The sequence below is a fragment of the Streptomyces sp. NPDC037083 genome (assembly GCF_055606485.1).
On sequence record NZ_JBVJSQ010000007.1, the window covers coordinates 299,247 to 322,239 of the forward strand.

At 72.2% G+C, this 22,993-nt stretch carries 19 protein-coding genes; 10 read left to right on the plus strand and 9 right to left on the minus strand.

All coding sequences use genetic code 11. The features are described from left to right. Positions 1–38: 38 nt before the first annotated feature. From ACZ7DE_RS21075 to ACZ7DE_RS21090, 4 genes are read left to right on the plus strand one after another with little or no spacing between them, the layout of a single operon-like run. Positions 39–800: an enoyl-CoA hydratase family protein gene (locus tag ACZ7DE_RS21075; protein WP_470763345.1), complete on the plus strand. Its 762-nt coding sequence runs from the start codon at positions 39–41 to the stop codon at positions 798–800. Continuing rightward, positions 793–1,629, plus strand: a complete 837-nt coding sequence (locus ACZ7DE_RS21080; protein ID WP_470763347.1) for a CoA transferase subunit A — start codon at positions 793–795, stop codon at positions 1,627–1,629. Before ACZ7DE_RS21075 ends, ACZ7DE_RS21080 begins: the two co-directional genes overlap by 8 nt. Beyond that, complete coding sequence (locus ACZ7DE_RS21085; protein ID WP_470763349.1) at positions 1,626–2,345, plus strand: CoA-transferase subunit beta; 720 nt, start codon at positions 1,626–1,628, stop codon at positions 2,343–2,345. Before ACZ7DE_RS21080 ends, ACZ7DE_RS21085 begins: the two co-directional genes overlap by 4 nt. Further along, positions 2,345–3,403 (plus strand): NAD(P)H-dependent flavin oxidoreductase, encoded by a 1,059-nt coding sequence (locus ACZ7DE_RS21090; protein ID WP_470763352.1) that lies wholly within the window; start codon positions 2,345–2,347, stop codon positions 3,401–3,403. The genes ACZ7DE_RS21085 and ACZ7DE_RS21090 overlap by 1 nt, the downstream gene beginning before the upstream one ends. Here the strand turns inward: ACZ7DE_RS21090 and ACZ7DE_RS21095 are convergent. Genes ACZ7DE_RS21095 through ACZ7DE_RS21105 form a run of 3 tightly spaced genes read right to left on the minus strand, consistent with a single transcriptional unit; the run spans position 3,387 to position 6,021 of the window. After that, complete coding sequence (locus ACZ7DE_RS21095) at positions 3,387–4,544, minus strand: acetyl-CoA C-acetyltransferase (RefSeq protein WP_470763353.1); 1,158 nt, start codon at positions 4,542–4,544, stop codon at positions 3,387–3,389. The genes ACZ7DE_RS21090 and ACZ7DE_RS21095 overlap by 17 nt on opposite strands. 50 nt (positions 4,545–4,594) lie before the next feature. Further along, the gene (locus ACZ7DE_RS21100) at positions 4,595–5,206 is read right to left on the minus strand and encodes a TetR/AcrR family transcriptional regulator (RefSeq protein ID WP_470763355.1); all 612 of its coding nucleotides are present in this window, start codon (positions 5,204–5,206) and stop codon (positions 4,595–4,597) included. A 26-nt stretch (positions 5,207–5,232) separates the two neighbouring features. Then, positions 5,233–6,021, minus strand: coding sequence for an SDR family oxidoreductase (locus ACZ7DE_RS21105; RefSeq protein ID WP_470763357.1), 789 nt, complete (start codon positions 6,019–6,021; stop codon positions 5,233–5,235). A 165-nt stretch (positions 6,022–6,186) separates the two neighbouring features. On the opposite strand from ACZ7DE_RS21105, the gene ACZ7DE_RS21110 reads away from it, so the two are divergent. Then, the gene (locus tag ACZ7DE_RS21110; RefSeq protein ID WP_470763359.1) at positions 6,187–7,329 is read left to right on the plus strand and encodes an acyl-CoA dehydrogenase family protein; all 1,143 of its coding nucleotides are present in this window, start codon (positions 6,187–6,189) and stop codon (positions 7,327–7,329) included. Between the two features lie 17 nt (positions 7,330–7,346). After that, positions 7,347–8,312, plus strand: a complete 966-nt coding sequence (locus tag ACZ7DE_RS21115) for an acyl-CoA dehydrogenase family protein (RefSeq protein WP_470763627.1) — start codon at positions 7,347–7,349, stop codon at positions 8,310–8,312. On the opposite strand, the gene ACZ7DE_RS21120 is transcribed toward ACZ7DE_RS21115, so the two are convergent. Beyond that, complete coding sequence (locus ACZ7DE_RS21120; protein ID WP_470763361.1) at positions 8,302–8,793, minus strand: FBP domain-containing protein; 492 nt, start codon at positions 8,791–8,793, stop codon at positions 8,302–8,304. The genes ACZ7DE_RS21115 and ACZ7DE_RS21120 overlap by 11 nt on opposite strands. Before the next feature lie 138 nt (positions 8,794–8,931). On the opposite strand from ACZ7DE_RS21120, the gene ACZ7DE_RS21125 reads away from it, so the two are divergent. Next, positions 8,932–9,504, plus strand: a complete 573-nt coding sequence (locus ACZ7DE_RS21125; protein ID WP_470763363.1) for a TetR/AcrR family transcriptional regulator — start codon at positions 8,932–8,934, stop codon at positions 9,502–9,504. Positions 9,505–9,550: 46 nt separating this feature from the next. On the opposite strand, the gene qcrB is transcribed toward ACZ7DE_RS21125, so the two are convergent. Both qcrB and ACZ7DE_RS21135 read right to left on the minus strand, forming a co-directional pair. Beyond that, complete coding sequence (qcrB, locus tag ACZ7DE_RS21130) at positions 9,551–11,212, minus strand: cytochrome bc1 complex cytochrome b subunit (protein ID WP_470763365.1); 1,662 nt, start codon at positions 11,210–11,212, stop codon at positions 9,551–9,553. 89 nt (positions 11,213–11,301) lie between these two features. Further along, positions 11,302–12,024, minus strand: coding sequence for a vWA domain-containing protein (locus ACZ7DE_RS21135; RefSeq protein WP_470763377.1), 723 nt, complete (start codon positions 12,022–12,024; stop codon positions 11,302–11,304). A 128-nt stretch (positions 12,025–12,152) separates the two neighbouring features. Here ACZ7DE_RS21135 and ACZ7DE_RS21140 point away from each other — a divergent pair, with 128 nt between their 5' ends. Further along, positions 12,153–12,974 carry a chitosanase gene (locus ACZ7DE_RS21140; protein ID WP_470763379.1) on the plus strand — a complete coding sequence of 274 codons (822 nt, stop codon included), beginning with the start codon at positions 12,153–12,155 and terminating at the stop codon, positions 12,972–12,974. Positions 12,975–13,125: 151 nt separating this feature from the next. On the opposite strand, the gene ACZ7DE_RS21145 is transcribed toward ACZ7DE_RS21140, so the two are convergent. From ACZ7DE_RS21145 to ACZ7DE_RS21155, 3 genes are all read right to left on the minus strand, one after another. Continuing rightward, complete coding sequence (locus ACZ7DE_RS21145; RefSeq protein WP_470763380.1) at positions 13,126–14,589, minus strand: glutamate synthase subunit beta; 1,464 nt, start codon at positions 14,587–14,589, stop codon at positions 13,126–13,128. Next, on the minus strand, positions 14,582–19,180 hold the full coding sequence (gene gltB / locus ACZ7DE_RS21150) for a glutamate synthase large subunit (protein ID WP_470763382.1): 4,599 nt from the start codon (positions 19,178–19,180) through the stop codon (positions 14,582–14,584). Before gltB ends, ACZ7DE_RS21145 begins: the two co-directional genes overlap by 8 nt. 382 nt (positions 19,181–19,562) lie before the next feature. Then, the gene (locus tag ACZ7DE_RS21155) at positions 19,563–20,294 is read right to left on the minus strand and encodes a VIT1/CCC1 transporter family protein (protein WP_470763384.1); all 732 of its coding nucleotides are present in this window, start codon (positions 20,292–20,294) and stop codon (positions 19,563–19,565) included. 282 nt (positions 20,295–20,576) lie between these two features. On the opposite strand from ACZ7DE_RS21155, the gene ACZ7DE_RS21160 reads away from it, so the two are divergent. Both ACZ7DE_RS21160 and ACZ7DE_RS21165 read left to right on the plus strand, forming a co-directional pair. Then, the gene (locus ACZ7DE_RS21160) at positions 20,577–21,659 is read left to right on the plus strand and encodes an ADP-ribosylglycohydrolase family protein (protein ID WP_470763386.1); all 1,083 of its coding nucleotides are present in this window, start codon (positions 20,577–20,579) and stop codon (positions 21,657–21,659) included. Next, positions 21,656–22,993, plus strand: coding sequence for an ADP-ribosylglycohydrolase family protein (locus ACZ7DE_RS21165; RefSeq protein ID WP_470763387.1), 1,338 nt, complete (start codon positions 21,656–21,658; stop codon positions 22,991–22,993). The genes ACZ7DE_RS21160 and ACZ7DE_RS21165 overlap by 4 nt, the downstream gene beginning before the upstream one ends.

A 22,993-nucleotide genomic window follows, 5' to 3' on the forward strand; every position in this document is an offset into this window, starting at 1 on the left:
CCTAACAAACGTTTGGTGGAAAGGTAGCTGATGCTTCCATGGGTGTCTCCACCTCGTCCCCGGAAAAGGGGATTTCGCTCGTCGCCGTCGACTTCCCGCCGGTGAACGCGCTGCCGGTGAGCGGCTGGTTCGCGCTGGCCGAAGCCGTGCGGGCGGCCGGCCGCGATCCGGCGACCCGCTGTGTGGTGCTGACCGCCGAGGGGCGGGGGTTCAACGCGGGCGTGGACATCAAGGAGATCCAGGCGCAGGGCCGCGGCGCCCTCATCGGCGCCAACCGCGGCTGCTTCGAGGCCTTCGCGGCGGTGTACGAGTGCGAGGTCCCGGTGGTGGCCGCGGTGCGGGGGTTCTGTCTGGGCGGCGGCATCGGCCTGGTGGGCAACGCGGACGTGATCGTGGCGAGCGAGGACGCCGTGTTCGGGCTGCCCGAGCTGGACCGGGGCGCGCTGGGCGCCGCCACGCATCTGGCCCGGCTGGTCCCCCAGCATCTGCTGCGCGCCCTGTACTACACCTCGCGCACGGTCACGGCGGCCGAGCTGCACGGACACGGGTCGGTGTGGCGGGTGGTCCCCCCGGACGGGCTCCGGGCGGCGGCGCTGGAGCTGGCCGGTGAGATCGCCGCGAAGGACGGCGAGCTGCTGCGGCTGGCGAAGGCGGCTCTCAACGGCATCGACCCGGTCGACGTGCGCCGCAGCTACCGCTTCGAGCAGGGCTTCACCTACGAGGCGAGCGTCGGCGGGGTCGCCGACCGGGTCCGCGACACCTTCGGCAGGGACGCCGGCCAGGGGGGCACGGGTGAGTGACAAGACGATGAGCGCCGACGAGGCGGTCTCCCGGCTGGAGAGCGGCATGACCCTCGGCATCGGGGGCTGGGGCTCGCGCCGCAAGCCGATGGCCCTGGTGCGGGCGCTGCTGCGGTCGCCGGTCACCGATCTGACGGTCGTCTCGTACGGCGGCCCGGACGTCGGCATGCTCGCGGCGGCCGGGCGGATCCGCAGACTGGTCACGGCCTTCGTCACCCTCGACTCGATCCCCCTCGAACCGCACTACCGGGCGGCCCGCGAACATGGCGCCTTCGAACTGACGGAGGTCGACGAGGCGATGTTCATGTGGGGGTTGCGCGCGGCCGCGAACCGGCTGCCCTTCCTGCCCGTGCGGGCGGGCCTCGGTTCGGACGTGATGCGGGTCAACCCGCGGCTGCGCACGGTGACCTCGCCGTACGAGGACCGGGAGACGTTCGTGGCCATGCCGGCCCTGCGGCTGGACGCAGCCCTGGTGCACGTCAACCGGGCCGACCGGCTGGGCAACGGGCAGTACCTGGGCCCGGACCCGTACTTCGACGACCTCTTCTGCGAGGCGGCGGACGCGGCGTACGTCAGTTGTGAACGCATCGTCGACACCGCCGAGCTGACGAAGGCGGCGCCGCCGCAGTCCCTGCTGGTCAAACGGCACACGGTGACGGGTGTCGTGGAGGCTCCGAACGGGGCGCACTTCACGTCGTGCGCCCCCGACTACGGCCGGGACGAGGCGTTTCAGAAGCGGTACGCGACCACGCCCTGGGCGCAGTTCGCCGCGCGGTTCCTCGCCGGGGACGAACAGGCGTACCGGGCGGCCGTCGAGGAGGAGACATGAGCGGGGTGACGCGGGCCGAGTACTGCGTCGTCGCCTGCGCCGAGGCGTGGCGCGGGGCGGGCGAGATCCTGGCGAGCCCGATGGGCGTGATCCCCTCCGTGGGCGCGCGGCTCGCCCGGCGCACCTTCGCGCCGGAGCTGCTGCTGACCGACGGCGAGGCGCTGCTCGTCGGCCTCGACGGCACGGTCGAGGGCTGGCTGCCCTACCGGCAGCACCTGGCCCTGGTGACCGGGGGCAGGCGGCACGTGATGATGGGCGCGAGCCAGATCGACCGGTACGGCAACCAGAACATCTCCTGCATCGGCGACTGGGCGAAGCCCGTGCGGCAGCTGCTCGGGGTGCGGGGCGCGCCGGTCAACACCCTCAACAACCCGACGAGTTACTGGGTGTCCCGGCATTCGCGGCGGGTGTTCGTCGAGAAGGTCGACATGGTGTGCGGGGTGGGGTACGACCGTGCGGGCGGCGCGCGCCACCACCGCATCCCACGGGTCGTCTCCGACCTCGGCGTGTTCGACTTCGCCACACCCGACCGGTCGATGCGGCTGGCGTCGCTGCATCCCGGGGTGAGCGTCGGGCAGGTCCGCGAGGCGACCGGCTTCGACCTGGTGATCCCGCCCGATGTGCCGTACACCCGTGAGCCGACGGCCGTGGAGCTGCGGTTGATCCGCGAGGTGATCGACCCGGACGGCGCCCGGGCGCGGGAGGTCGCCGGCTGATGGAGACGGCCTTCACCCGGCTGGTCGGGGTGCGCCACCCGATCGTGCAGACCGGGATGGGATGGGTGGCGGGCCCCCGCCTGGTGTCGGCGGCGGCGAACGCGGGGGCGCTGGGCGTGCTGGCCTCCGCGACGATGACCCTCGACCAGCTGCGGGCGGCGGTGCGGGAGGTGAGGTCCCGGACGGACGCGCCGTTCGGGGTCAACCTGCGGGCCGATGCGGCGGACGCCGGCGAGCGGGTGCGGATCATCCTCGACGAGGGGGTGCGGGTCGCGTCCTTCGCGCTCGCGCCGTCCCCCGGGCTGATCGCCGAGCTCAAGGCGGCCGGCGTCGTCGTCGTTCCCTCGATCGGGGCCCGCCGGCACGCCGAGAAGGTCGCCGCGTGGGGTGCGGACGCGGTGATCGTGCAGGGCGGCGAGGGCGGCGGCCACACCGGCGACGTGGCGACGACGGTTCTGCTGCCGCAGGTGGTGGACGCCGTGGACATCCCGGTCGTGGCGGCGGGCGGCTTCTTCGACGGCCGGGGGCTGGTGGCGGCGCTGGCGTACGGGGCGGCGGGCGTGGCGATGGGCACGCGGTTCCTGCTCACCTCGGACTCGCCGGTCCCGGACGCGGTGAAGGCGCGGTACCTGGCGGCGACGGTGCGCGACGTCGTCGTCACCCGCGCGGTGGACGGTCTGCCGCACCGCATGCTGCGTACGGAGCTGGTCGACGCCCTGGGGGACGCCGGCCGCGCCAGGGCCCTGCTCCGGGCGGTGCGGCACGCGGCCGGCTTCCGCAGGCTGTCCGGTCTCACCTGGCGGGAGATGGTCCGCGACGGTCTGGCGCTGCGGCACGGCAAGGACCTCTCGTTCAGTCAGGTGCTGCTCGCCGCGAACACGCCGATGCTGCTGAGGTCGGCGATGGTGGAGGGCCGCACGGATGTGGGCGTGATGGCCTCCGGGCAGGTCGCCGGAGTGATCGACGACCTGCCGTCGTGCGCGGAGCTGGTGGAGCGCCTCATGGAGGAGGCGGAGCGGGTGCTGGCGTCCCTGAACGTGCTCAGAGCCGCTCGATGATCGTCACGTTCGCCTGCCCGCCGCCCTCGCACATGGTCTGCAGGCCGTAGCGGCCGCCGGTGCGTTCGAGTTCGTGCAGGAGGGTCGTCATCAGCTTCGCGCCGGTCGCGCCGAGGGGGTGTCCGAGGGCGATCGCGCCGCCGTTGACGTTGACCTTCCGGGGGTCCGCGCCGGTCTCCTTCAGCCAGGCCAGGACGACGGGCGCGAAGGCCTCGTTGATCTCGACGAGGTCGAGGTCGTCGATGGTGAGCCCGGTCTTCTTCAGGGCGTGCGCGGTGGCCGGGATCGGGGCGGTCAGCATGCGGATGGGGTCCTCGCCGCGGACGGAGAGGTGGTGCACGCGGGCGCGGGGCCGCAGCCCGTGTTCGCGGACGGCGTCCTCGGAGGCCAGCAGCAGGGCGGCCGCGCCGTCGGAGACCTGCGAGGAGCAGGCGGCGGTGACGGTGCCGCCGTCGATGACGGGCCTGAGCGCGGCCATCTTCTCCAGGGAGGTGTCCCGGCGCGGCCCCTCGTCGGCGGTGACGTCCCCGTAGGCGACGGTCTCGCGCGTGAAGCGGCCCTCGTCGAGGGCGCGGACGGCCCGCCGGTGCGAGCGCAGCGCGAACTCCTCCTGGTCCTGCCGGGTGATGCCCCATTTGGCGGCGATCACCTCGGCGCCCGCGAACTGGTTGACGGGCCGGTCCCCGTACCGCGCGCGCCAGCCCTCGCTGCCCGCGAAGGGGCCCTGGGTGAAGCCGAGCGGTGCGGCGGCCTGGCGGGTGGCGTAGGCGATCGGGATCTGCGACATGTTCTGCACGCCGCCCGCGACCACCAGGTCCTGCGTGCCGGACAGCACGCCCTGGGCGGCGAAGTGCACGGCCTGCTGCGAGGAGCCGCACTGGCGGTCCACGGTCACGCCCGGCACCTCCTCGGGCAGTCCGGCCGCCAGCCAGCAGGTCCGCGCGATGTCACCGGCCTGGGGTCCGACGGTGTCCAGGCAGCCGAAGACGACGTCCTCGACGGCGGCCGGGTCGACGCCCGAGCGCGAGACGAGCTCCTTGAGCACATGCGCCCCGAGATCGGCCGGGTGCACCCCGGACAGACCCCCTCCGCGCCGCCCAACGGGCGTACGGACCGCTTCGACGATGTAGGCCTCGGCCATGGCAACTCCCTCACACAAAGGGGCACTTGCTGGGACTGTTCGGGTGCGGGCTACTCACGTACGGCGATCCCGTCCAGCACCATCGACAGGTACTGGCGGGCGATCTCCTCCGGGCTGTGCTGTCCGCCGGGCCGGTACCAGGAGGCGGCGACCCACACGGTGTCGCGGACGAACCGGTAGGTGAGGCGGACGTCGAGGTCGGCGCGGAAGACCCGTTCCGCGACGCCGCGTTCCAGCGTGGACAGCCACGCCTTCTCGAACCTGCGCTGCGACTCGGCGAGGAACGCGAACCGTTCCTGCGCCACGAGCTGTCTGCTCTCCTTCTGGTAGATCGCGACGGCGGCGCGGTGCCGGTCGATCTCCCGGAACGACTCGGTGACCAGCGCTTCGAGCGTCTCCCGGGGGCCCGTTTTGGCGGCGAGGACGGTGTCGTAGCCGTCCCACAGCTCGTCGAGGAAGGTGCGCAGGATCTCTTCGAGCATCGACTCCTTGGAGTCGAAGTGGTAGTAGAGGCTGCCCGCGAGCATGCCGGCGTGGTCGGCGATCTTGCGCACGGTGGTGGCGTTGTAGCCCTGCTCGGCGAAGACCTCGGCGGCGGTGTTGAGCAGTTCGCCGCGGCGCGCGGGCGCGGCGGTCACCTGGGGCTTCTTCTTGGTCGGCACGGGTCCATTGTGGGCTGCTCCGGTCGTCAGGCGTGCTGGCTGCTGACGGCGACGACCTCGCCCGTCATGTAAGAGGAGTAGCCCGACGCGAGGAAGACGATCACGTTGGCCACCTCCCAGGGCTGCGCGTACCGTCCGAAGGCCTCGCGTGCGGTGAGTTCCGCCAGCAGTTCGGGCGTGGTCACCTTCGCCAGGTGGGGGTGCATGGCCAGGCTCGGTGAGACGGCGTTGACCCGCACCCCGTACGCGGCGGCCTCGATCGCCGCGCAGCGCGTCAGCGCCATCACGCCCGCTTTCGCGGCGGCGTAGTGCGCCTGTCCGGCCTGGGCGCGCCAGCCGACGACGGAGGCGTTGTTGACGATGACGCCCGCGCCGGTCGCGCGCATCAGCCGCAGGGCGGCGCGGGTGCATCTGAAGGTCCCGTTCAGGGTGACGTCCAGGACCCGCGTCCACTGCTCGTCGGTCATGTCCGCGAGCTGTGAAGTCCCACCCAGTCCCGCGTTGTTGACGACGACGTCCAGTCGGCCGTGCGTCTCGGCGGCCGCGTCGAACAGGGCTCGCACCTGACGTTCGTCGGTGACGTCGCAGGGCATCGCCGACACCGCTGCGGCGCCGAACTCCTCGGCCAGTTCGGCCTCGTAGGCCTTCAGTCGGCGCGGGTGGGCGTCGCTGATCAGTACGCGCGCGCCCTCCTCCAGGAAGCGGCGGGCGGTCGCTCCGCCGATGCCCGCGCCGGCCGCCGCGGTGATCACCGCGTGGCGCCCGTCGAGCAGCGCGTGCCCGGGAACGTACGGCGGACCCTCGACGTTCGTCATGACAGCACGCTAACCTACCAAACACTTGTTAGGGAAGAACGACCAGGGAAGAACGCCCGGGGACCTTCGGGGACCTCCCGGGACCTGCGGGGACGTCCGCGGGCCTCCGGGGACGTCCGGGGACCTCCGGGGCGTGCCCGGGGCCGTTCGGGAATGAGGGTGGCCGTGGATCTCGCACACTCCCCCGCCGACGAGGCGTTCCGCGCCGAGGCCCGGGCCTGGCTTCACGCGCACGTGCCGCCCGAGCCGCTGCCCTCTCTGGAGACCGCCGAGGGCTTCGCCGCGCACCGCGCGTGGGAGGCGGAACTGGCGGCCGACCGCTGGTCGGCGGTGAACTGGCCGACGCGCTACGGCGGGCGGGACTGCGGGCTGCTGCGCTGGCTGATCTTCGAGGAGGAGTACTACGCGGCGGGCGCTCCGGGCCGCGTCGGCCAGAACGGCGTCAGCCTCCTCGCACCCACCCTGTTCGACCACGGCACCCAGGAGCAGCGGGACCGCGTGCTGCCGGCCATGGCCGCCGGGGAGGTCGTCTGGGCGCAGGCCTGGTCGGAGCCCGAGGCCGGCTCGGACCTGGCGGCGCTGCGCGCGAGGGCGGTCCGCGTCCCGGGCGGCTGGCGGTTGACCGGCCTGAAGACGTGGTCCTCCCGCGCGGCCTTCGCCGACCGCGCCTTCGGCCTGTTCCGCACCGACGCCGACGCTCCGGCGCCGCACCAGGGGCTCAGCTACGTCATGTTCGACCTGCGGGCCCCCGGCGTCACCGTCCGCCCCATCGGCCGTCTCGACGGGAAGCCGGCGTTCGCGGAGCTGTCCCTGGACGGGGTGTTCGTGCCGGACGAGGACGTGATCGGCCGGCCGGGCGAGGGCTGGCGGATCGCGATGTCGGCGGCGGCCGGCGAACGCGGGCTCACCCTGCGCTCCCCCGGCCGCTTCCTTGCGTCGGCCGACCGGCTGCACGCCCTGTGGCAGGCCCAGGGCAGCCCGCCGAGCGCCGCGGGCCGGGTCGCCGACGCGCTGATCGGCGCCCGCGCGTACCAGCTGTTCACCTACGCGGCCGCCGCGCGTTTCCTGGCCGGGGAGCGGTCCGGCCCGGAGTCGAGCCTGAACAAGGTGTTCTGGTCCGAGTACGACATCGCCCTGCACGAGACGGCACTGGATCTGCTCGGCGAGGACGGCGAACTGGGCGACACGGACTGGGCGGAGCGCTACGTCTTCTCCCTCGCCGGGCCGATCTACGCGGGCACGAACGAGATCCAGCGCGACATCGTCGCCGAGCGCCTGCTCGGCCTGCCGAGGGGACGCCGCCCATGACCTCGCCGCAGGCGCAGCTGCGATTCCTGCTCGACGCCGAACAGCGGGCGTTCGCCCGGTCGTTGGACGCCATGCTGGGCGCGGCCGGCACCGCGCAGGCGGTCCGCGACTGGAGCCGCGGCGACCGGGCGCGCGGCCGGGCGCTGTGGTCCCGGATCGCCGAGGCGGGCGTCTTCGCCCTGGCGGTGCCCGAGAAGTACGAGGGGCTGGGGCCGCGGCCGGTCGACCTGGCCGTGGCCTTCGTGGAGCTGGGGCGGCACGCGGTGCCGGGCCCGCTGGTGGAGACGGTCGCCGCGGCGGCCCTGCTGCTCGACCCGGGTCCGGCCGAACGGTTCCTCGCCGGGCTGGCCTCGGGCGAGTCGATGGCGACGGTGGCCCGCGAGGGCTCCTACGCCCTGGACGGCGACGCGGCGACGCTGCGTCTGGCCCTGGACGGCGACGGCCTGCGGCTCGCCCCCGGTCACGGCCCGGTCCGGGCCTCCCTCGACCCCGCGCGCCGCCTCACCCGGCTGCTGCCCGGCGGCGAACTCCTCACCCCGGCCCCGGCCGCGGACCGCGCGCTGCTGTGGGCCCGTCTCGCCACCGCCGCCCAGGCCCTCGGCGTCGGCCTGGCGCTGCTGGACCGCACCGTGGCCCACGTCGGCCGGCGGGTCCAGTTCGGCGTCCCCGTCGGCTCGTTCCAGGCGGTCAAGCACCGTTTGGCGGACGCGAAGATCGCCCTGGAGTTCGCCCGCCCCCTGGTCCTGGGGGCCGCTGTGACGATGACTCCGGCGGACGTCGCCGCGGCGAAGGCGAGCGCCTGCGAGGCGGCGTACGCGAGCGCGCGCACCGCGCTCCAACTGCACGGCGCGCTCGGCTACACGGCGGAGTACGACCTGTCCCTGTGGCTCACCAAGGCCCGCGCCCTGCGCACGGCGTGGGGCACACCGGACGACTGCCGGGCGCAGGTGCTGCGCGCCCGCACGCAGGGCCTCAGCCGGTGACCTTGGCGATGAACGCGGCGAGGTGGGCGACGGTCCGCTCGATCTTCTCCTCCAGCGTGATCGTCTCGTGCAGCCGGGCCCCGACGCCCACGTCCCGCTTGCCCCGCACGTACAGCGAGCAGGCGAGGTCGCTGCAGATGTAGGCGCCCACGGAGTTGCCCTGCTGGCCGGCCCTGCCCGCCTTGGGCGCGACCATCAGCGAGACGCCGCCGGAGTGGGTGGTCAGGCACATCGTGCACATACTGCGCCGGGCCTGCCAGGAGCCGGAGGCGGAGGAGCGCAGTGCGAGGGCCTGCAGCCGGCCGTCGAGCTCCAGGGCGAGGTAGGCGCGGTCGGGGGCCTGGGGGTCCCGCCAGCCGAGGTAGTCCAGGTCGCCCCAGGGGCGGTCGGCCAGGTCGCGCGGCACGGACAGGCGCTTCGCCTCGCCCTTGGTGCAGTTCACGAACGCGGCGCGGATCTCTTGCTCGGTCAGCGGCTTCATATGGTGCAGGCTAATTTGCCTACAACCTTTAGGCAAACGCTTAAGCGGTCACGGTCAAGGCCTAGCGCGTGACGCATAATGGCCTGCGGCGGGGCGGGCTCGCCCAGTCGGGGAAGAGACATCGGGCGGGAGACGACCATGGGGCGTGTGGGGCTGAGCACGGAGCGCCTGGTCCGGGCGGGCGCGGAAATGGCCGACGAGGTGGGCTTTGACCAGGTGACCGTCTCGGCGCTGGCCAGGCGCTTCGACGTCAAGGTCGCGAGCCTGTACTCGCATGTGAGGAACTCCGACGACCTGCGGACCCGGATCGCCCTGCTCGCCCTGGCCGAGCTCGCCGACCGGGGCGACCTCGCGCTCGCCGGGCGGGCTGGCAAGGACGCCCTGACCGCGCTGGCCGACGTCTACCGCGACTACGCGCGCGAGCACCCCGGCCGCTACGCCGCAGCCCAGCTGAGACTCGACCCGGAGGCGGCCGCGGCGAGCGCCGGCGGCCGTCATGCCCGCATGACGCGCGCGATCCTGCGCGGCTACGACCTCACGGAACCGGACCAGACGCACGCCGTCCGCCTGCTGGGCAGCGTCTTCCACGGCTACGTCAGCCTGGAGCTGGGCGGCGGCTTCAGCCACAGCGCCCCCGACACCCAGGAGACCTGGACCCGGATCCTGGACGCCCTCGACGCCCTGCTGCGCAACTGGCCGCCCAAGGAGTGACGGGCCGGGCGGGTCCCGCCGCGGGGCACTGCCCGCGCCCCCGGCGTCAGTGCCCGTGCCCGCCGCCCAGTTCGCGGCGGTACTCCTCCGCTGTCGGCTTCGGGACGTGACTGCCGGCGCCGAACATGGCCCGCGCCAGCCTCGCCCGCACCCGCTGCGAGACGGTGACCGGCCGGCGCACTCCGTTGTGGTCGACGAGCGGCCCGATCGCGTACGGCGGGTCCTGCTCGTGCTGGGTGAGGGTGAACAGCCGTGCCCGGTCCAGCGGTTCATGGACCTCCACGTACTCGCCGTGCGGCAGGCGCCTGATGGTGCCCGTCTCCCGGCCGTGCAGCACCTTGTCCCGGTCCTGGCGCTGCAGCCCCAGGCAGATCCGCTTGGTCACCGTGAAGGCGACGACCGGGGCGACGAACACGGAGATCCGCACGAACCAGGTGATCGCGTTGATGGACAGATGCAGATGCGTGGCCACGATGTCGTTGCCGCCGCCGATCAGCAGCACCGCGTACAGCGTCAGCCAGGCCGCGCCGAGGCCGGTGCGCACGGGCGCGTTGCGCGGTCGGTCCAGGATGTGGTGCTCGCGCCGGTCGCCGGTGATCCACGCCTCGACGAACGGATAGACGCCGATGGCCAGCAGGATCAGCGGGAAGAGCGAGAACGGGATCAGCACGCCCAGCTCCAGGGTGTGGCCCCAGGCGTTGATCTCCCAGCCCGGCATCACCCGGATCAGCCCCTCGGAGAAGCCGAGGTACCAGTCCGGCTGGGCGCCGGTCGTGACCAGGTCCGGGCGGTAGGGGCCGAACGCCCACACCGGGTTGACGCTCGCGATCCCGCCCATCACCGCCAGCACGCCGAAGACCAGGAAGAAGAAGCCGCCCGCCTTCGCCATGTAGACCGGCATGAACGGCATGCCGACCACGCTCTTCTGGTCGCGTCCGGGCCCCGGGTACTGGGTGTGCTTGTGGAAGAACACCAGGATGAGATGGGCGACGACGAGCCCGAGCATGATCCCGGGCAGCAGCAGCACATGGATCGGGAAGAACCGCGAGATGATGTCGTGCCCCGGGAACTCCCCGCCGAACAGGAAGAACGACAGGTACGTCCCGACGATCGGGATGGACAGGATCGCGCCGTCGGCGAACCGCACCCCGGTCCCGGAGAGCAGGTCGTCGGGGAGCGAGTAGCCGGTCAGGCCGGTGATGATGCCGAGGAACAACAGGGTCCAGCCGAAAAGCCAGTTGACCTCGCGCGGCTTGCGGAACGCGCCGGTGAAGAACACCCGCATCATGTGCACGAGCATGCCGGTGACGAAGACCAGCGCGGCCCAGTGGTGGATCTGCCGGATCAGCAGCCCGCCGCGCACGTCGAAGCTGATGTCGAGCGTCGAGGCGTACGCCTTCGTCATGGTGATGCCGTTGAGCGGGACGTAGGCGCCGTCGTAGACGACCTCCGCGCTGCTCGGCTCGAAGAACAGGGTGAGGTACACGCCGGTGAGGAGCAGGACGAGGAAGCTGTACAGGCAGACCTCGCCCAGCATGAACGACCAGTGGTCCGGGAACACCTTGCGCAGGTTGGCCCTGGCCAGCGTGTACAGCCCGAGCCGTCCGTCGGCCCAGTCGGCGACCCTCTCCCCCCTGCCGAGCTCGCTCCTCGGTCCCGAACTCCCCCCGGCCGCCGCCTCGTTCACCGATCGCACGCCGTCGCCCATGTGCCCCCGCCTCCCCGTTGGACCGATCCCAGAGTGGCACGAGGGGCCCGTCGAGCCAACGGTGCGTGCGGCAGCGCGGACCCGCTCGGCTACGGCCGTACGATTCCCCGCGCCCGTGCGGCCGTCAGCCACCGGGGGAACTCGCTCACGATCCGGTCGTAGAGCTCGGCGTCCGACACCTTCCGCGGATCCGGACCGGCGTGGAAGAAGCCTGCGTTGTCGACCGCCCGCTTGTCCGGCACGGGCAGTTCGTCGAGCTTGCGCAGAAAGTCGAACTGCCTGCTGCCGCGGTCGCCGAAGCCGATGAACTGCCAGAACAGCGGCAGCCTGGACGCCTTGCAGAGATAGCGTTCCGCGGCGAGCTTGTTGATCGGGCCGCCGTCGGTCTGGAACACCACCAGCGCGGGGTCCTGGGAGCCGCTGTCGAGGTAGTGGTCGATGACGGCGTCCATGGCCAGGTGGTAGCTGGTCTTGCCCATGTGTCCGAGTCCGGCCACGATGCGGTCCACCCGCCCCCGGTGGTCGGCGAGGGCGATGTCGGTGACGGCGTCGACGTCGGTCGAGAAGAAGACGACCGGCACCCGGCCGTCGTCGTCGAGGTGCGCGGACAGCCCCAACACCCGGTCGGCGAGCGCCTGCACGCTGCCGTCCTGGTAGTACGGCTTCATCGAACCCGAGTAGTCGACGACGAGATAGACGGCGGCCCGCTGCCCGTCCAGTCCGTGCTTGACGAGGGACACCCCGGCGCTCTTGTACAGATCGACCAGCGCGGGCGCGGTCTGCTGGACCTTGGTGAGACTGATCGCGACCATGGCGGACAGCCTCCCACACGCGCCGGAACTCGCCACCTTGTTCGTTCGCCGCCCCATCGGGGGCCGTTCGCCGTCCAATGAGGATGAAATGACAAGGAACAAGACATTCCCGTTTTAGGGTGTGCGGCATGAAACGTGCCGCCGCCCTGGTCTGCGCCGCAGTGGCGTCGACGGTGTACCTGCTCCATCCCGCACAGTTCGCACGACCGGCCCAGCCGACGACCGACGCACAAGCGCCCCCGCCCGGTCTCGCCGCCCCGGCGCAGAAGGAACTGGCCCAGCAGATCGTGGCCAGCGCGGAGAACGGAACCCTCGACTGGCGCACCGCGTACGGCTATGTCGAGGACATCGGCGACGGCCAGGGCTACACGGCGGGCCTGATCGGCTTCTGCACCGGCACCCACGATCTGCTCACCCTCGTCGAGGGCTACACGCGCGACCACCCGGGCAACGCCCTCGCCCGCTACCTGCCCGCCCTGCGCCGCGTCGACGGCACCGACTCGCACGCCGGGCTCGACCCCGGCTTCCCGGCCGCCTGGCGCAGGGAGTCCCGGGTCTCCGCCTTCCGGGCCGCGCAGGACGCCGAGCGCGACCGCGTCTACTTCGACCCGGCGGTCCGTCGGGGCCGGGCCGACGGCCTGGGCGCGCTGGGCCAGTTCATCTACTACGACGCCCTGGTCTTCCACGGCCCCGGCTCGGGCCCGACCAGCTTCGACGGCATCCGGGCACGGGCGATGAGCGCGGCGCGCACCCCCGCCCGGGGCGGCGGCGAGACCGCCTACCTCGACGCCTTCCTCGACGCGCGCCGCCGCGCCATGCTGACCCGGCACCCCGGGATCGACACCTCGCGCGTCGACACCACGCAACGCCGTTTCCTGCGCGAGGGCAACCTCCAACTGAACCCGCCGCTGCGCTGGCAGGTGTACGGGGAGACGTTCGGGGTGCAGTAGCGGGCGAGCCGGGACGTGCGACGGCGCCTCGTTCGCCGCGTGCGCCGGACATGCCGCGGCGCCTGCCGGTCCGGTCGGGGACATGGCAGGCGCCGCGTTGTGTTCCGCACGCCTTTGTACGGGACGTTCCAAGTGCCCTGGTGAAGGGGCGTCAGACCATCAGCGAGCGGTCCGTCGGGCGGATCGGGGCGGGCAGTTCGCTCGCGCCGGTCAGGAACCGGTCGACGCCGCGGGCGGCCGAGCGGCCCTCCGCGATCGCCCACACGATGAGCGACTGGCCGCGGCCCGCGTCACCGGCGACGTACACGCCCGGCACGTTGGTCCGGAAGTCGGCGTCGCGGGCGACGTTGCCGCGCTCGTCGAGCTCCAGGCCGAACTGCTCGACGAGACCGTTCTCACGGTCCGTGCCGGTGAAGCCCATCGCCAGCGTCACCAGCTGGGCGGGGATCTTGCGCTCCGTGCCCGGCTTCGGGGTCAGCTTGCCGTCGACGAACTCGACCTCGGTGAGGTGCAGCCACTGGACGTTGCCGTCCTCGTCGCCCTCGAAGTGGGTGGTGGAGACGGAGTAGACCCGCTCGCCGCCCTCCTCGTGCGCGCTGGTGACCTTGTAGAGCATCGGGAAGGTCGGCCACGGCTGGGAGACCGCGTTCCGCTCCTCGCCCGGGCGGGGCATGATCTCCAGCTGGGTGACCGAGGCCGCGCCCTGCCGGTGGGCGGTGCCCACGCAGTCCGCACCGGTGTCGCCGCCGCCGATGACCACGACGTGCTTGCCCTCGGCCGAGATGGGGGGCGCCACGAAGTCGCCCTCCTGGACCTTGTTGGCGAGCGGCAGGTACTCCATCGCCTGGTACACGCCCTTGAGCTCACGGCCGGGGACCGGCAGATCGCGTGCGGTCGTGGCGCCGGCGGCGATGACGACGGCGTCGTAGCGCTTCTTCAGGTCGGTCGCCTTGAGGTCGCGGCCGATCTCGATGCCGGTGCGGAAGCGGGTGCCCTCCGCGCGCATCTGCTCGATGCGGCGGTTGATGTGCCGCTTCTCCATCTTGAACTCGGGGATGCCGTACCGCAGGAGGCCTCCGATGCGGTCCGCGCGCTCGTAGACGGCGACGGTGTGGCCGGCCCGGGTGAGCTGCTGGGCGGCGGCCAGACCGGCCGGGCCGGAGCCGATGACGGCGACCGTCTTGCCGGACAGGCGCTCCGGGATCTGCGGGGCGACGTCCCCGGTCTCCCACGCCTTGTCGATGATCGAGACCTCGACGTTCTTGATGGTGACCGGCGGCTGGTTGATGCCGAGCACGCACGCCGACTCGCAGGGAGCAGGGCACAGCCGCCCGGTGAACTCCGGGAAGTTGTTCGTGGCGTGCAGCCGCTCGGACGCCGCCGACCAGTCCTCACGGTAGGCGTAGTCGTTCCACTCGGGGATCAGGTTCCCCAGCGGACAGCCGTTGTGGCAGAACGGGATGCCGCAGTCCATGCACCGGCTGGCCTGCTTGCCGATGATCGGCAGCAGCGAACCGGGGACGTAGACCTCGTTCCAGTCCTTCAGACGCACGTCGACGGGACGGGACTTGGCGACCTCGCGGCCGTGGTTCAGAAAGCCCTTCGGGTCAGCCATTGGTCGCCGCCTCCATCATCTTCTCGGTGATCTCGGACTCGGAGAGTCCCGCCTGCTCGGCGGCGTCCTTGGCGGCGAGCACTGCCTTGTACGTGCTGGGGATGATCTTGCTGAAGCGCTCCACGGCCACGTCCCAGTCGGCGAGCAGCTTCTCGGCGACCGTCGAGGCGGTCTCCTCGGCGTGCCGGCGCACCACGTCGTGCAGCCACTGCTTGTCGCTGTCGTCCAGTTCCTCGACGGCGGCGAGGTTGCCGGCGTTGACGTTGTCGCGGTTCAGGTCGATCACGTAGGCGATGCCGCCGGACATGCCGGCCGCGAAGTTGCGGCCCGTCTCGCCGAGGATCACCGCGTGGCCGCCGGTCATGTACTCGCAGCCGTGGTCGCCCACGCCCTCGGAGACGACCGTCGCGCCGGAGTTGCGGACGCAGAACCGCTCGCCGGTGCGGCCGCGCAGGAACAGCTCGCCGCCGGTCGCGCCGTAGGCGATGGTGTTGCCCGCGATCGTCGAGAACTCGGCGAGGTGGTCGGCGCCCCGGTCGGGACGGACGATCACCCGGCCGCCGGAGAGGCCCTTGCCGACGTAGTCGTTGGCGTCGCCCTCCAGGCGCAGCGTGACACCGCGCGGGAGGAAGGCGCCGAAGGACTGGCCGGCGGAGCCGGTGAAGGTGATGTCGATGGTGTCCTCGGGCAGGCCGGCGCCACCGAACTTCTTCGTCACCTCGTGGCCGAGCATGGTGCCGACCGTGCGGTTGATGTTGCGGATCGCGACCTGGGCGCGCACCGGCTGGGCGTCGGTCGCGGAGTCCGCGGCCAGCGCGTCGGCGGCGAGCTTGATCAGCTCGTTGTCGAGCGCCTTCTCCAGGCCGTGGTCCTGCTCGATGACCTGGTGCAGGGCGGCGCCCTCGGGCAGCGCGGGGACGTGGAACAGCGGGGCCAGGTTCAGGCCCTGCGCCTTCCAGTGGTCGACGGCGCGCTCGACGTCGAGGACCTCGGCGTGGCCGACGGCCTCCTCGATCGAGCGGAAGCCCAGCTCGGCCAGCAGCTCGCGGACCTCTTCGGCGATGAACTTGAAGAAGTTCACGACGTACTCGGCCTTGCCGGCGAAGCGGTCGCGCAGCACCGGGTTCTGGGTGGCGATGCCGACGGGGCAGGTGTCGAGGTGGCAGACGCGCATCATGACGCAGCCGGAGACGACGAGCGGCGCGGTCGCGAAACCGAACTCCTCGGCGCCCAGCAGCGCGGCGATGATCACGTCGCGGCCGGTCTTGAGCTGGCCGTCGGTCTGGACCACGATCCGGTCGCGCAGCCCGTTGAGCAGCAGGGTCTGCTGGGTCTCGGCGAGACCGAGCTCCCAGGGGCCGCCCGCGTGCTTGAGCGAGGTGAGCGGCGAGGCGCCGGTACCGCCGTCGTGGCCGGAGATCAGGACGACGTCCGCGTGTGCCTTGGACACACCCGCGGCGACCGTGCCGACGCCGACCTCCGAGACCAGCTTCACGTGAATCCGCGCCTGCGGGTTCGCGTTCTTCAGGTCGTGGATGAGCTGCGCCAGGTCCTCGATGGAGTAGATGTCGTGGTGCGGAGGCGGGGAGATCAGACCGACGCCCGGGGTCGAGTGCCGGGTCTTGGCCACCCACGGGTAGACCTTGTGGCCGGGCAGCTGGCCGCCCTCGCCGGGCTTGGCGCCCTGGGCCATCTTGATCTGGATGTCGTCCGCGTTGACCAGGTACTCCGAGGTCACGCCGAAGCGGCCGGAGGCGACCTGCTTGATGCTGGAGCGGCGCGCCGGGTCGTACAGGCGCTCCGGGTCCTCGCCGCCCTCACCGGTGTTGGACTTGCCGCCCAGCTGGTTCATGGCGATGGCGAGGGTCTCGTGCGCCTCCTGGGAGATGGAGCCGTACGACATGGCGCCGGTGGAGAAGCGCTTGACGATCTCGGAGACGGGCTCGACCTCGTCGACGGAGATCGGCTGACGGCCCGACTTGAAGCCGAACAGTCCGCGCAGCGTCATGAGGCGCTCGGACTGCTCGTTCACGCGGTCCGTGTACTTCTTGAAGATGTCGTAGCGGGCCGTGCGCGTGGAGTGCTGGAGGCGGAAGACCGTCTCCGGGTCGAACAGGTGCGGCTCGCCCTCGCGGCGCCACTGGTACTCGCCGCCTATCTCCAGGGCGCGGTGCGCCGGCGCGATGCCGGAGGAGGGGTAGGCCTTGGCGTGGCGGGCGGCGACCTCCTTGGCGATGACGTCGATGCCGACGCCGCCGATCTTGGTGGCGGTGCCGTTGAAGTACTTCTCGACGAAGGCGTCGTCGAGGCCGACGGCCTCGAAGACCTGGGCGCCGCGGTAGGAGGCGACGGTCGAGATGCCCATCTTGGACATGACCTTCAGGACGCCCTTGCCGAGCGCGTAGATCAGGTTGCGGATCGCCTGCTCGGGCTCCATGCCGTCGAGGAAGGTGCCCGCGCGCAGCAGGTCCTCGACCGACTCCATCGCCAGGTACGGGTTGACGGCGGCGGCGCCGAACCCGATGAGCAGGGCGACGTGGTGGACCTCGCGGACGTCGCCGGCCTCGACCAGCAGGCCCACCTGGGTGCGCTGCTTGGTGCGGATGAGGTGGTGGTGGACGGCCGCGGTGAGCAGCAGCGACGGGATGGGGGCGTGCTCGGCGTCCGAGTGGCGGTCCGACAGGACGATGAGCCGGGCGCCGTTGTCGATGGCGGCGTCGGCCTCGGCGCAGATCTCATCGATCCGCGCGGCCAGCGCGTCGCCGCCGCCGTGCACCCGGTACAGACCGGAGAGCGTCGCGGCCTTGAAGCCGGGCATGTCGCCGTCGGCGTTGATGTGGATGAGCTTGGCCAGCTCGTCGTTGTCGATCACGGGGAACGGCAGGGTGACCGTACGGCAGGACGCGGCCGTGGGCTCCAGCAGGTTGCCCTCGGGGCCGAGGGAGGAGCGCAGCGAGGTGACGAGCTCCTCGCGGATGGCGTCCAGCGGCGGGTTGGTGACCTGCGCGAACAGCTGCGTGAAGTAGTCGAAGAGCAGCCGCGGGCGCGAGGAGAGCGCGGCGATCGGCGAGTCGGTGCCCATGGAGCCGAGGGGCTCGCCGGCGGTCTTGGCCATCGGGGCGAGGATGATGCGCAGCTCTTCCTCGGTGTAGCCGAAGGTCTGCTGCCGGCGGGTGACCGAGGCGTGGGTGTGCACGATGTGCTCGCGCTCGGGGAGGTCGATCAGCTCGATCTCGCCGGCTTCCAGCCACTCGGCGTAGGGGTTCTCGGCGGCGAGCTGCGCCTTGATCTCGTCGTCCTCGATGATGCGGTGCTCTGCGGTGTCGACGAGGAACATGCGGCCGGGCTGCAGGCGGCCCTTGCGGACGACCTTGGCGGGGTCGATGTCGAGGACGCCGACCTCGGAGCCGAGGACGACGAGGCCGTCGTCGGTGACCCAGTAGCGGCCGGGGCGCAGACCGTTGCGGTCGAGCACGGCGCCGACCTGGACGCCGTCGGTGAAGGTGACGCAGGCCGGGCCGTCCCAGGGCTCCATCATCGTGGCGTGGAACTGGTAGAAGGCGCGCCGGGCCGGGTCCATGGAGTCGTGGTTCTCCCACGCCTCCGGGATCATCATCAGCACGGAGTGCGGCAGCGAGCGGCCACCGAGGTGGAGCAGCTCGAGCACCTCGTCGAAGGACGCCGAGTCGGAGGCGTCCGGCGTGCACACCGGGAAGATCCGCTCGAGGGCCTTCTCGTCCTGGCCGAACAGGTCCGAGACGAGCTGGGACTCGCGGGCGCGCATCCAGTTGCGGTTGCCCTTGACGGTGTTGATCTCACCGTTGTGCGCGACGAAGCGGTACGGGTGCGCGAGCGGCCACGACGGGAAGGTGTTCGTGGAGAAGCGCGAGTGGACGAGCGACACGGCCGAGGCGAAGCGGCGGTCGGACAGGTCCGGGAAGAAGGGCTCGAGCTGGCCGGTGGTCAGCATGCCCTTGTAGACGATCGTCCGCGCGGACAGCGACGGGAAGTACACGCCGGCCTCGCGCTCGGCGCGCTTGCGCAGCACGAACGCCCTGCGGTCGAGGTCGATGCCCTGCGACCGGCCGTCGGTGACGAAGACCTGGCGGAAGGCGGGCATGGTCGAGCGGGCGGTGGCGCCCAGCAGCTCCGGGGCGACCGGAACCTCGCGCCAGCCGAGGACGGTGAGGCCCTCTTCGCCGGCGATCGTCTCGATCTGCGAGACGGTGTCCGCCATGCCGTCCTCGGGGAGGAAGGCGATGCCCACGGCGTAGTGGCCGGCCTCGGGCAGCTCGAATCCGGCCACCTCGCGGAAGAAGGCGTCCGGAACCTGGGTCAGGATGCCCGCGCCGTCGCCGGAGTCCGGCTCGGAGCCGGTGGCGCCACGGTGTTCGAGGTTGCGCAGAACGGTGAGCGCCTGCTCGACCAGCGCGTGGCTCGCCTCGCCGGTGAGGGTGGCCACGAAGCCGACGCCGCAGGCGTCGTGCTCGTTGCGGGGGTCGTACATACCCTGCGCAGCAGGGCGAGCATCCATGAAAGACCAGTTCTGGCCATTCGCGGAATGCTGGGACGGCTGGCGCGGCGTACGCATCGGCTCTCCCGTCGTCGTCTCAAGTGGCATATCTGCTGGCGAAGGGACGACGTTGGCCCTCTGCGTGGAGTGCAAAATTTCGTGCAGGTTACATGATGGAGCGGTTCTCGGGAACCGGATACTCCGTTCCAACATGCGGACGCCACAGGCTGTCGGCGGGGTACCGCAGATGTGGCTGGAAGTATGTGGGGGCCGGACGGGACGAGATCGATCAGATCGGCGTCCGTCGGCCCGGAAGGCGGGGGGAGCGGCTTCACCCACCCCGCAAGTGCGCCGCAGGCGTCATTGCCCACAGCGCTTACGGCTCATGCCCGCTGGTTAAGCAGCCGAAACCAGTCAGTAACGACTACTTATGCGGCCCAACGCATAAGTAGCATCCGATCTATCCTACGGCCGTTCCGAACAAGCTGCCCAGGGCGTACGTCACACCGGCGGCGGCACCGCCCAGGGCGAGTTGCCGCAGCCCGCTGAACCACCAGGTCCGGGCGGTCACCCGGGCCACCACGGCGCCGCAGCCGAACAGTCCGAGCAGCGCGACCAGCACGGCCGGCCACAGCGAGACCGCGCCCAGCAGATACGGCAGCACGGGCAGCAGCGCGCCCAGCGCGAAGGCCCCGAAGCTGGACACCGCGGCGACCAGCGGCGAGGGCAGGTCCGAGGGATCGATGCCGAGCTCCTCGCGGGCGTGGATCTCCAGCGCCTGCTCCGGGTCGCGCGAGAGCTGCTGCGCGACCTGCCGGGCCAGCGCGGGCTCGACGCCCCGCGACTCGTACAGCGCGGCGAGCTCGGCCTCCTCGTCCTGCGGGTGCTTTCTGAGCTCCCGCCGCTCGACGTCCAGCTCGGCCTCGACGAGCTCGCGCTGCGACGCGACGGAGGTGTACTCGCCGGCGGCCATGGAGAAGGCGCCGGCGGCCAGCCCGGCGAGGCCGGTGATGACGATGACCTGCTGACCGACCGACCCGCCGGCGACACCCGTCATCAGGGCGAGGTTGGAGACCAGGCCGTCCATCGCGCCGAACACGGCGGGCCGCAGCCAGCCGCCGTTGACGTCGCGGTGGGTGTGGTTGTCGCGGTGCGCCTCGTGCAGCGGCGCCTCGGTGTCGATGATGGCCATGAAGATCCCCCAGGGACAGGAAAAGATAGCTGAGGCAAAGCTAACTTTGGACAAGTTCTAAGTTCTGACAACACCAAAATACGCCGGGGCATTCCGCGCCGCCACCAAGGAAAGGCTCCGCTAACCTGCAGCTTTACCTTCGAGCGCTCATTCGAGAAACAGTGCGCCCAGATGTCGACCGGGTGACATGAGCGGACATCGGGCTGAGGTCAACCGCCGATGGTGGGACACATCCGCTGACGGTTCCGCGCCCGTGCGGATCCCCCGGAGGAGAGGCCGCCTATGGCGACGATCCGTGAACGAGCCCGCGGCGCTCTGCTCGGCCTGGCCGTGGGAGACGCCCTGGGCGCCCCCGCCGAGAACCTGAAACCCTCCGAGATCCGCGCCCGATGGGGCCGCATCACGGGCTACGTCGCCGACAGACCGGCCGGCACCGACGACACCGAGTACGCGATCTTCTCCGGCCTGCTGCTGGCCCGCCACGGCTCCGCGCTCACCGCGGCCCACGTGGAGTCCGCCTGGCACCAGTGGATCGCCGACCGCGACGAGGGCCCCTTCCGCGGCGCCGGCTTCAGCGAACGCGGCACCCTGGAGAACCTGCGCAGAGGCCTGGCGGCCCCGATCTCGGCGCAGCACCGGCACGCCTGGAGCGACGGCCTGGCCATGCGCGCGGCGCCCTTCGGCGTCTTCGCCGCCGGCCGCCCCGCGGAGGCGGCCCGGCTGGTCGCGATCGACGGCGCGGTGAGCCACGACGGCGAGGGCATCTACGGCGGCCAGGCGGTGGCGGCGGGAGTGGCGGCGGCGATGGCGGGAGCGCCGGCGACCGCTGTGGTGGCGTCGGCCCTGGCGGTGGTCCCCGAGGACTCCTGGACGGCCCGTTCCCTGCGCCGGGCGGTGGCGGTGGCCCACCGGGGCGAACGGGCCGTCCGCTCGGCCGTCGTCATCGGCGGTTACCCCTGGACCGACCTCGCCCCCGAGGCCGTCGCCCTCGCCTTCGGGGCGTACGCGGCCGCCGACGGCGACTTCCGCGAGGCCGTCCTCACGGCGGTGAACATGGGCCGCGACGCGGACACGACGGCGGCGGTGGCGGGCGCCCTGGCCGGCGCGACCAGGGGCGTCGCGGCGATCCCGGCGCAGTGGGCGGCGGCGATCGGCCCGGCCCGGGGCAGCTGCCTGCCCTCGATGGCGGGCCACCACGTCCTGGACGTCGCGGAGTTGCTGGTGCCGGGCGAGGGCGGGAAATGGGGCGAGGGAATGGTCTTGGAGGAACTGGTGACGCACCTGATGGGCCTCGGCCGGTTCACGGCGCCGGACCCGGCCGCCTTCACCCTGGCGGCGACCGACGGTGCGGAGGCGGGCTCATGAGACCGCCCGCGCCGTGGGACGAGCAAGCGGCCGGGGCGGAGTGCGGCGGGGCCCCGACGGCCGGCGCGCCGGGCGCGGCGAAGCCCCGCGCCCCCCAGGGGCCGCCCGCGCCTGACCACGAAAGCAGCACGGGCCGTGCGGGTGGGCACGACGGCACGGAACGCGGGTACGGCGCCGCGGAAGGCGCAGCCCGGGCCGCCGACGCCGACCGGGTCCCGCAGGGAACCCGGATCGAGGGCCTGCTGCTCGGTCTCGCCGCGGGCGACGCCGCCGGCTGGCCCGCCGCCCGCCACCGCGCCGCCCGGATGCCCGAGTGGACCCGCCGTCTGACCCGTGAGCTCGACACCTTCGCCGAACACAACGCGACGACGACCCTCCCCGTGCCCATCGCCCTGAACCAGCCCCCCGAACCCCTGCGCCTCGGCCCCTCCGACGACGCCGAGTGGGCGGCGTTCGCGGCCGAGGCGGTCCTGCGGGCCGGCGACGACGCCGCCCTCGGCGACCTGAGCCGCGAACGCCGGACGCGCGCCGCGATCGACCTCACCTGGAACGCGCTCGCCTGCGAGGTGGCGGCCGCGGCCGACCGCGCCCCCGAGATCGAGTCCGCCGTCCTCCCCCTGCGCGCCCGCATCTCCGTCCGGGCCGGCCTCGGCAACCTCGCCGCCGGCCTGCGCCCCCCGGCGACCGGTCACGACAACCCCCACTACTTCGACGACGCGGCCTGCGTACGCGCCTGCGTCCTCGCGGTGGCCCACCCCGGCGACCCCCGACTCGCCGCCGAACTCGCCGAGTTCGACGCCCGCTACACCCAGGACGGCGACGGCGTGCACGGCGCGCGCGCGATGGCGGCGGCCCTCGCACTGGCGCTGGTCGGCGCGGACGCCGAAGCCTGTGTCGCCGCGGCCCTCGCCGAACTCCCCGACCACACCGAGATCGGCCGCAACGCCCGGCACGCGCTGAAGCTGGCCCTCGACGCCGACAGCGCCTTCGCGCTGATCCCCCTGCTGGAACACCAGATCGTCGACCACGTCTACAGCTACGGCATCGCGGCGGCGGAGACCGTCCCGGTGGCCCTCGCCCTGGTCACGGCAGCCGGCGGCCGCATCTGCGAGGCGGTGCCCGCGGCGGCCTGTCTGTCCCGGGTCGCGGACTCGGCCCCGGCCCTGGCGGGCGCGCTGACGGGCGCGCTGGGCGGCGGCGACGCGATCCCCGACGCATGGCGCGACAGCTGCCGCACCCTCTCCGGCTGCGCCCTGCCCCGTCTCACCGGCACCGACCTGGTGGAACTCGCCGGACTCCTGGAAGCCACACAACCGGCCCCACCAGGAGGATGA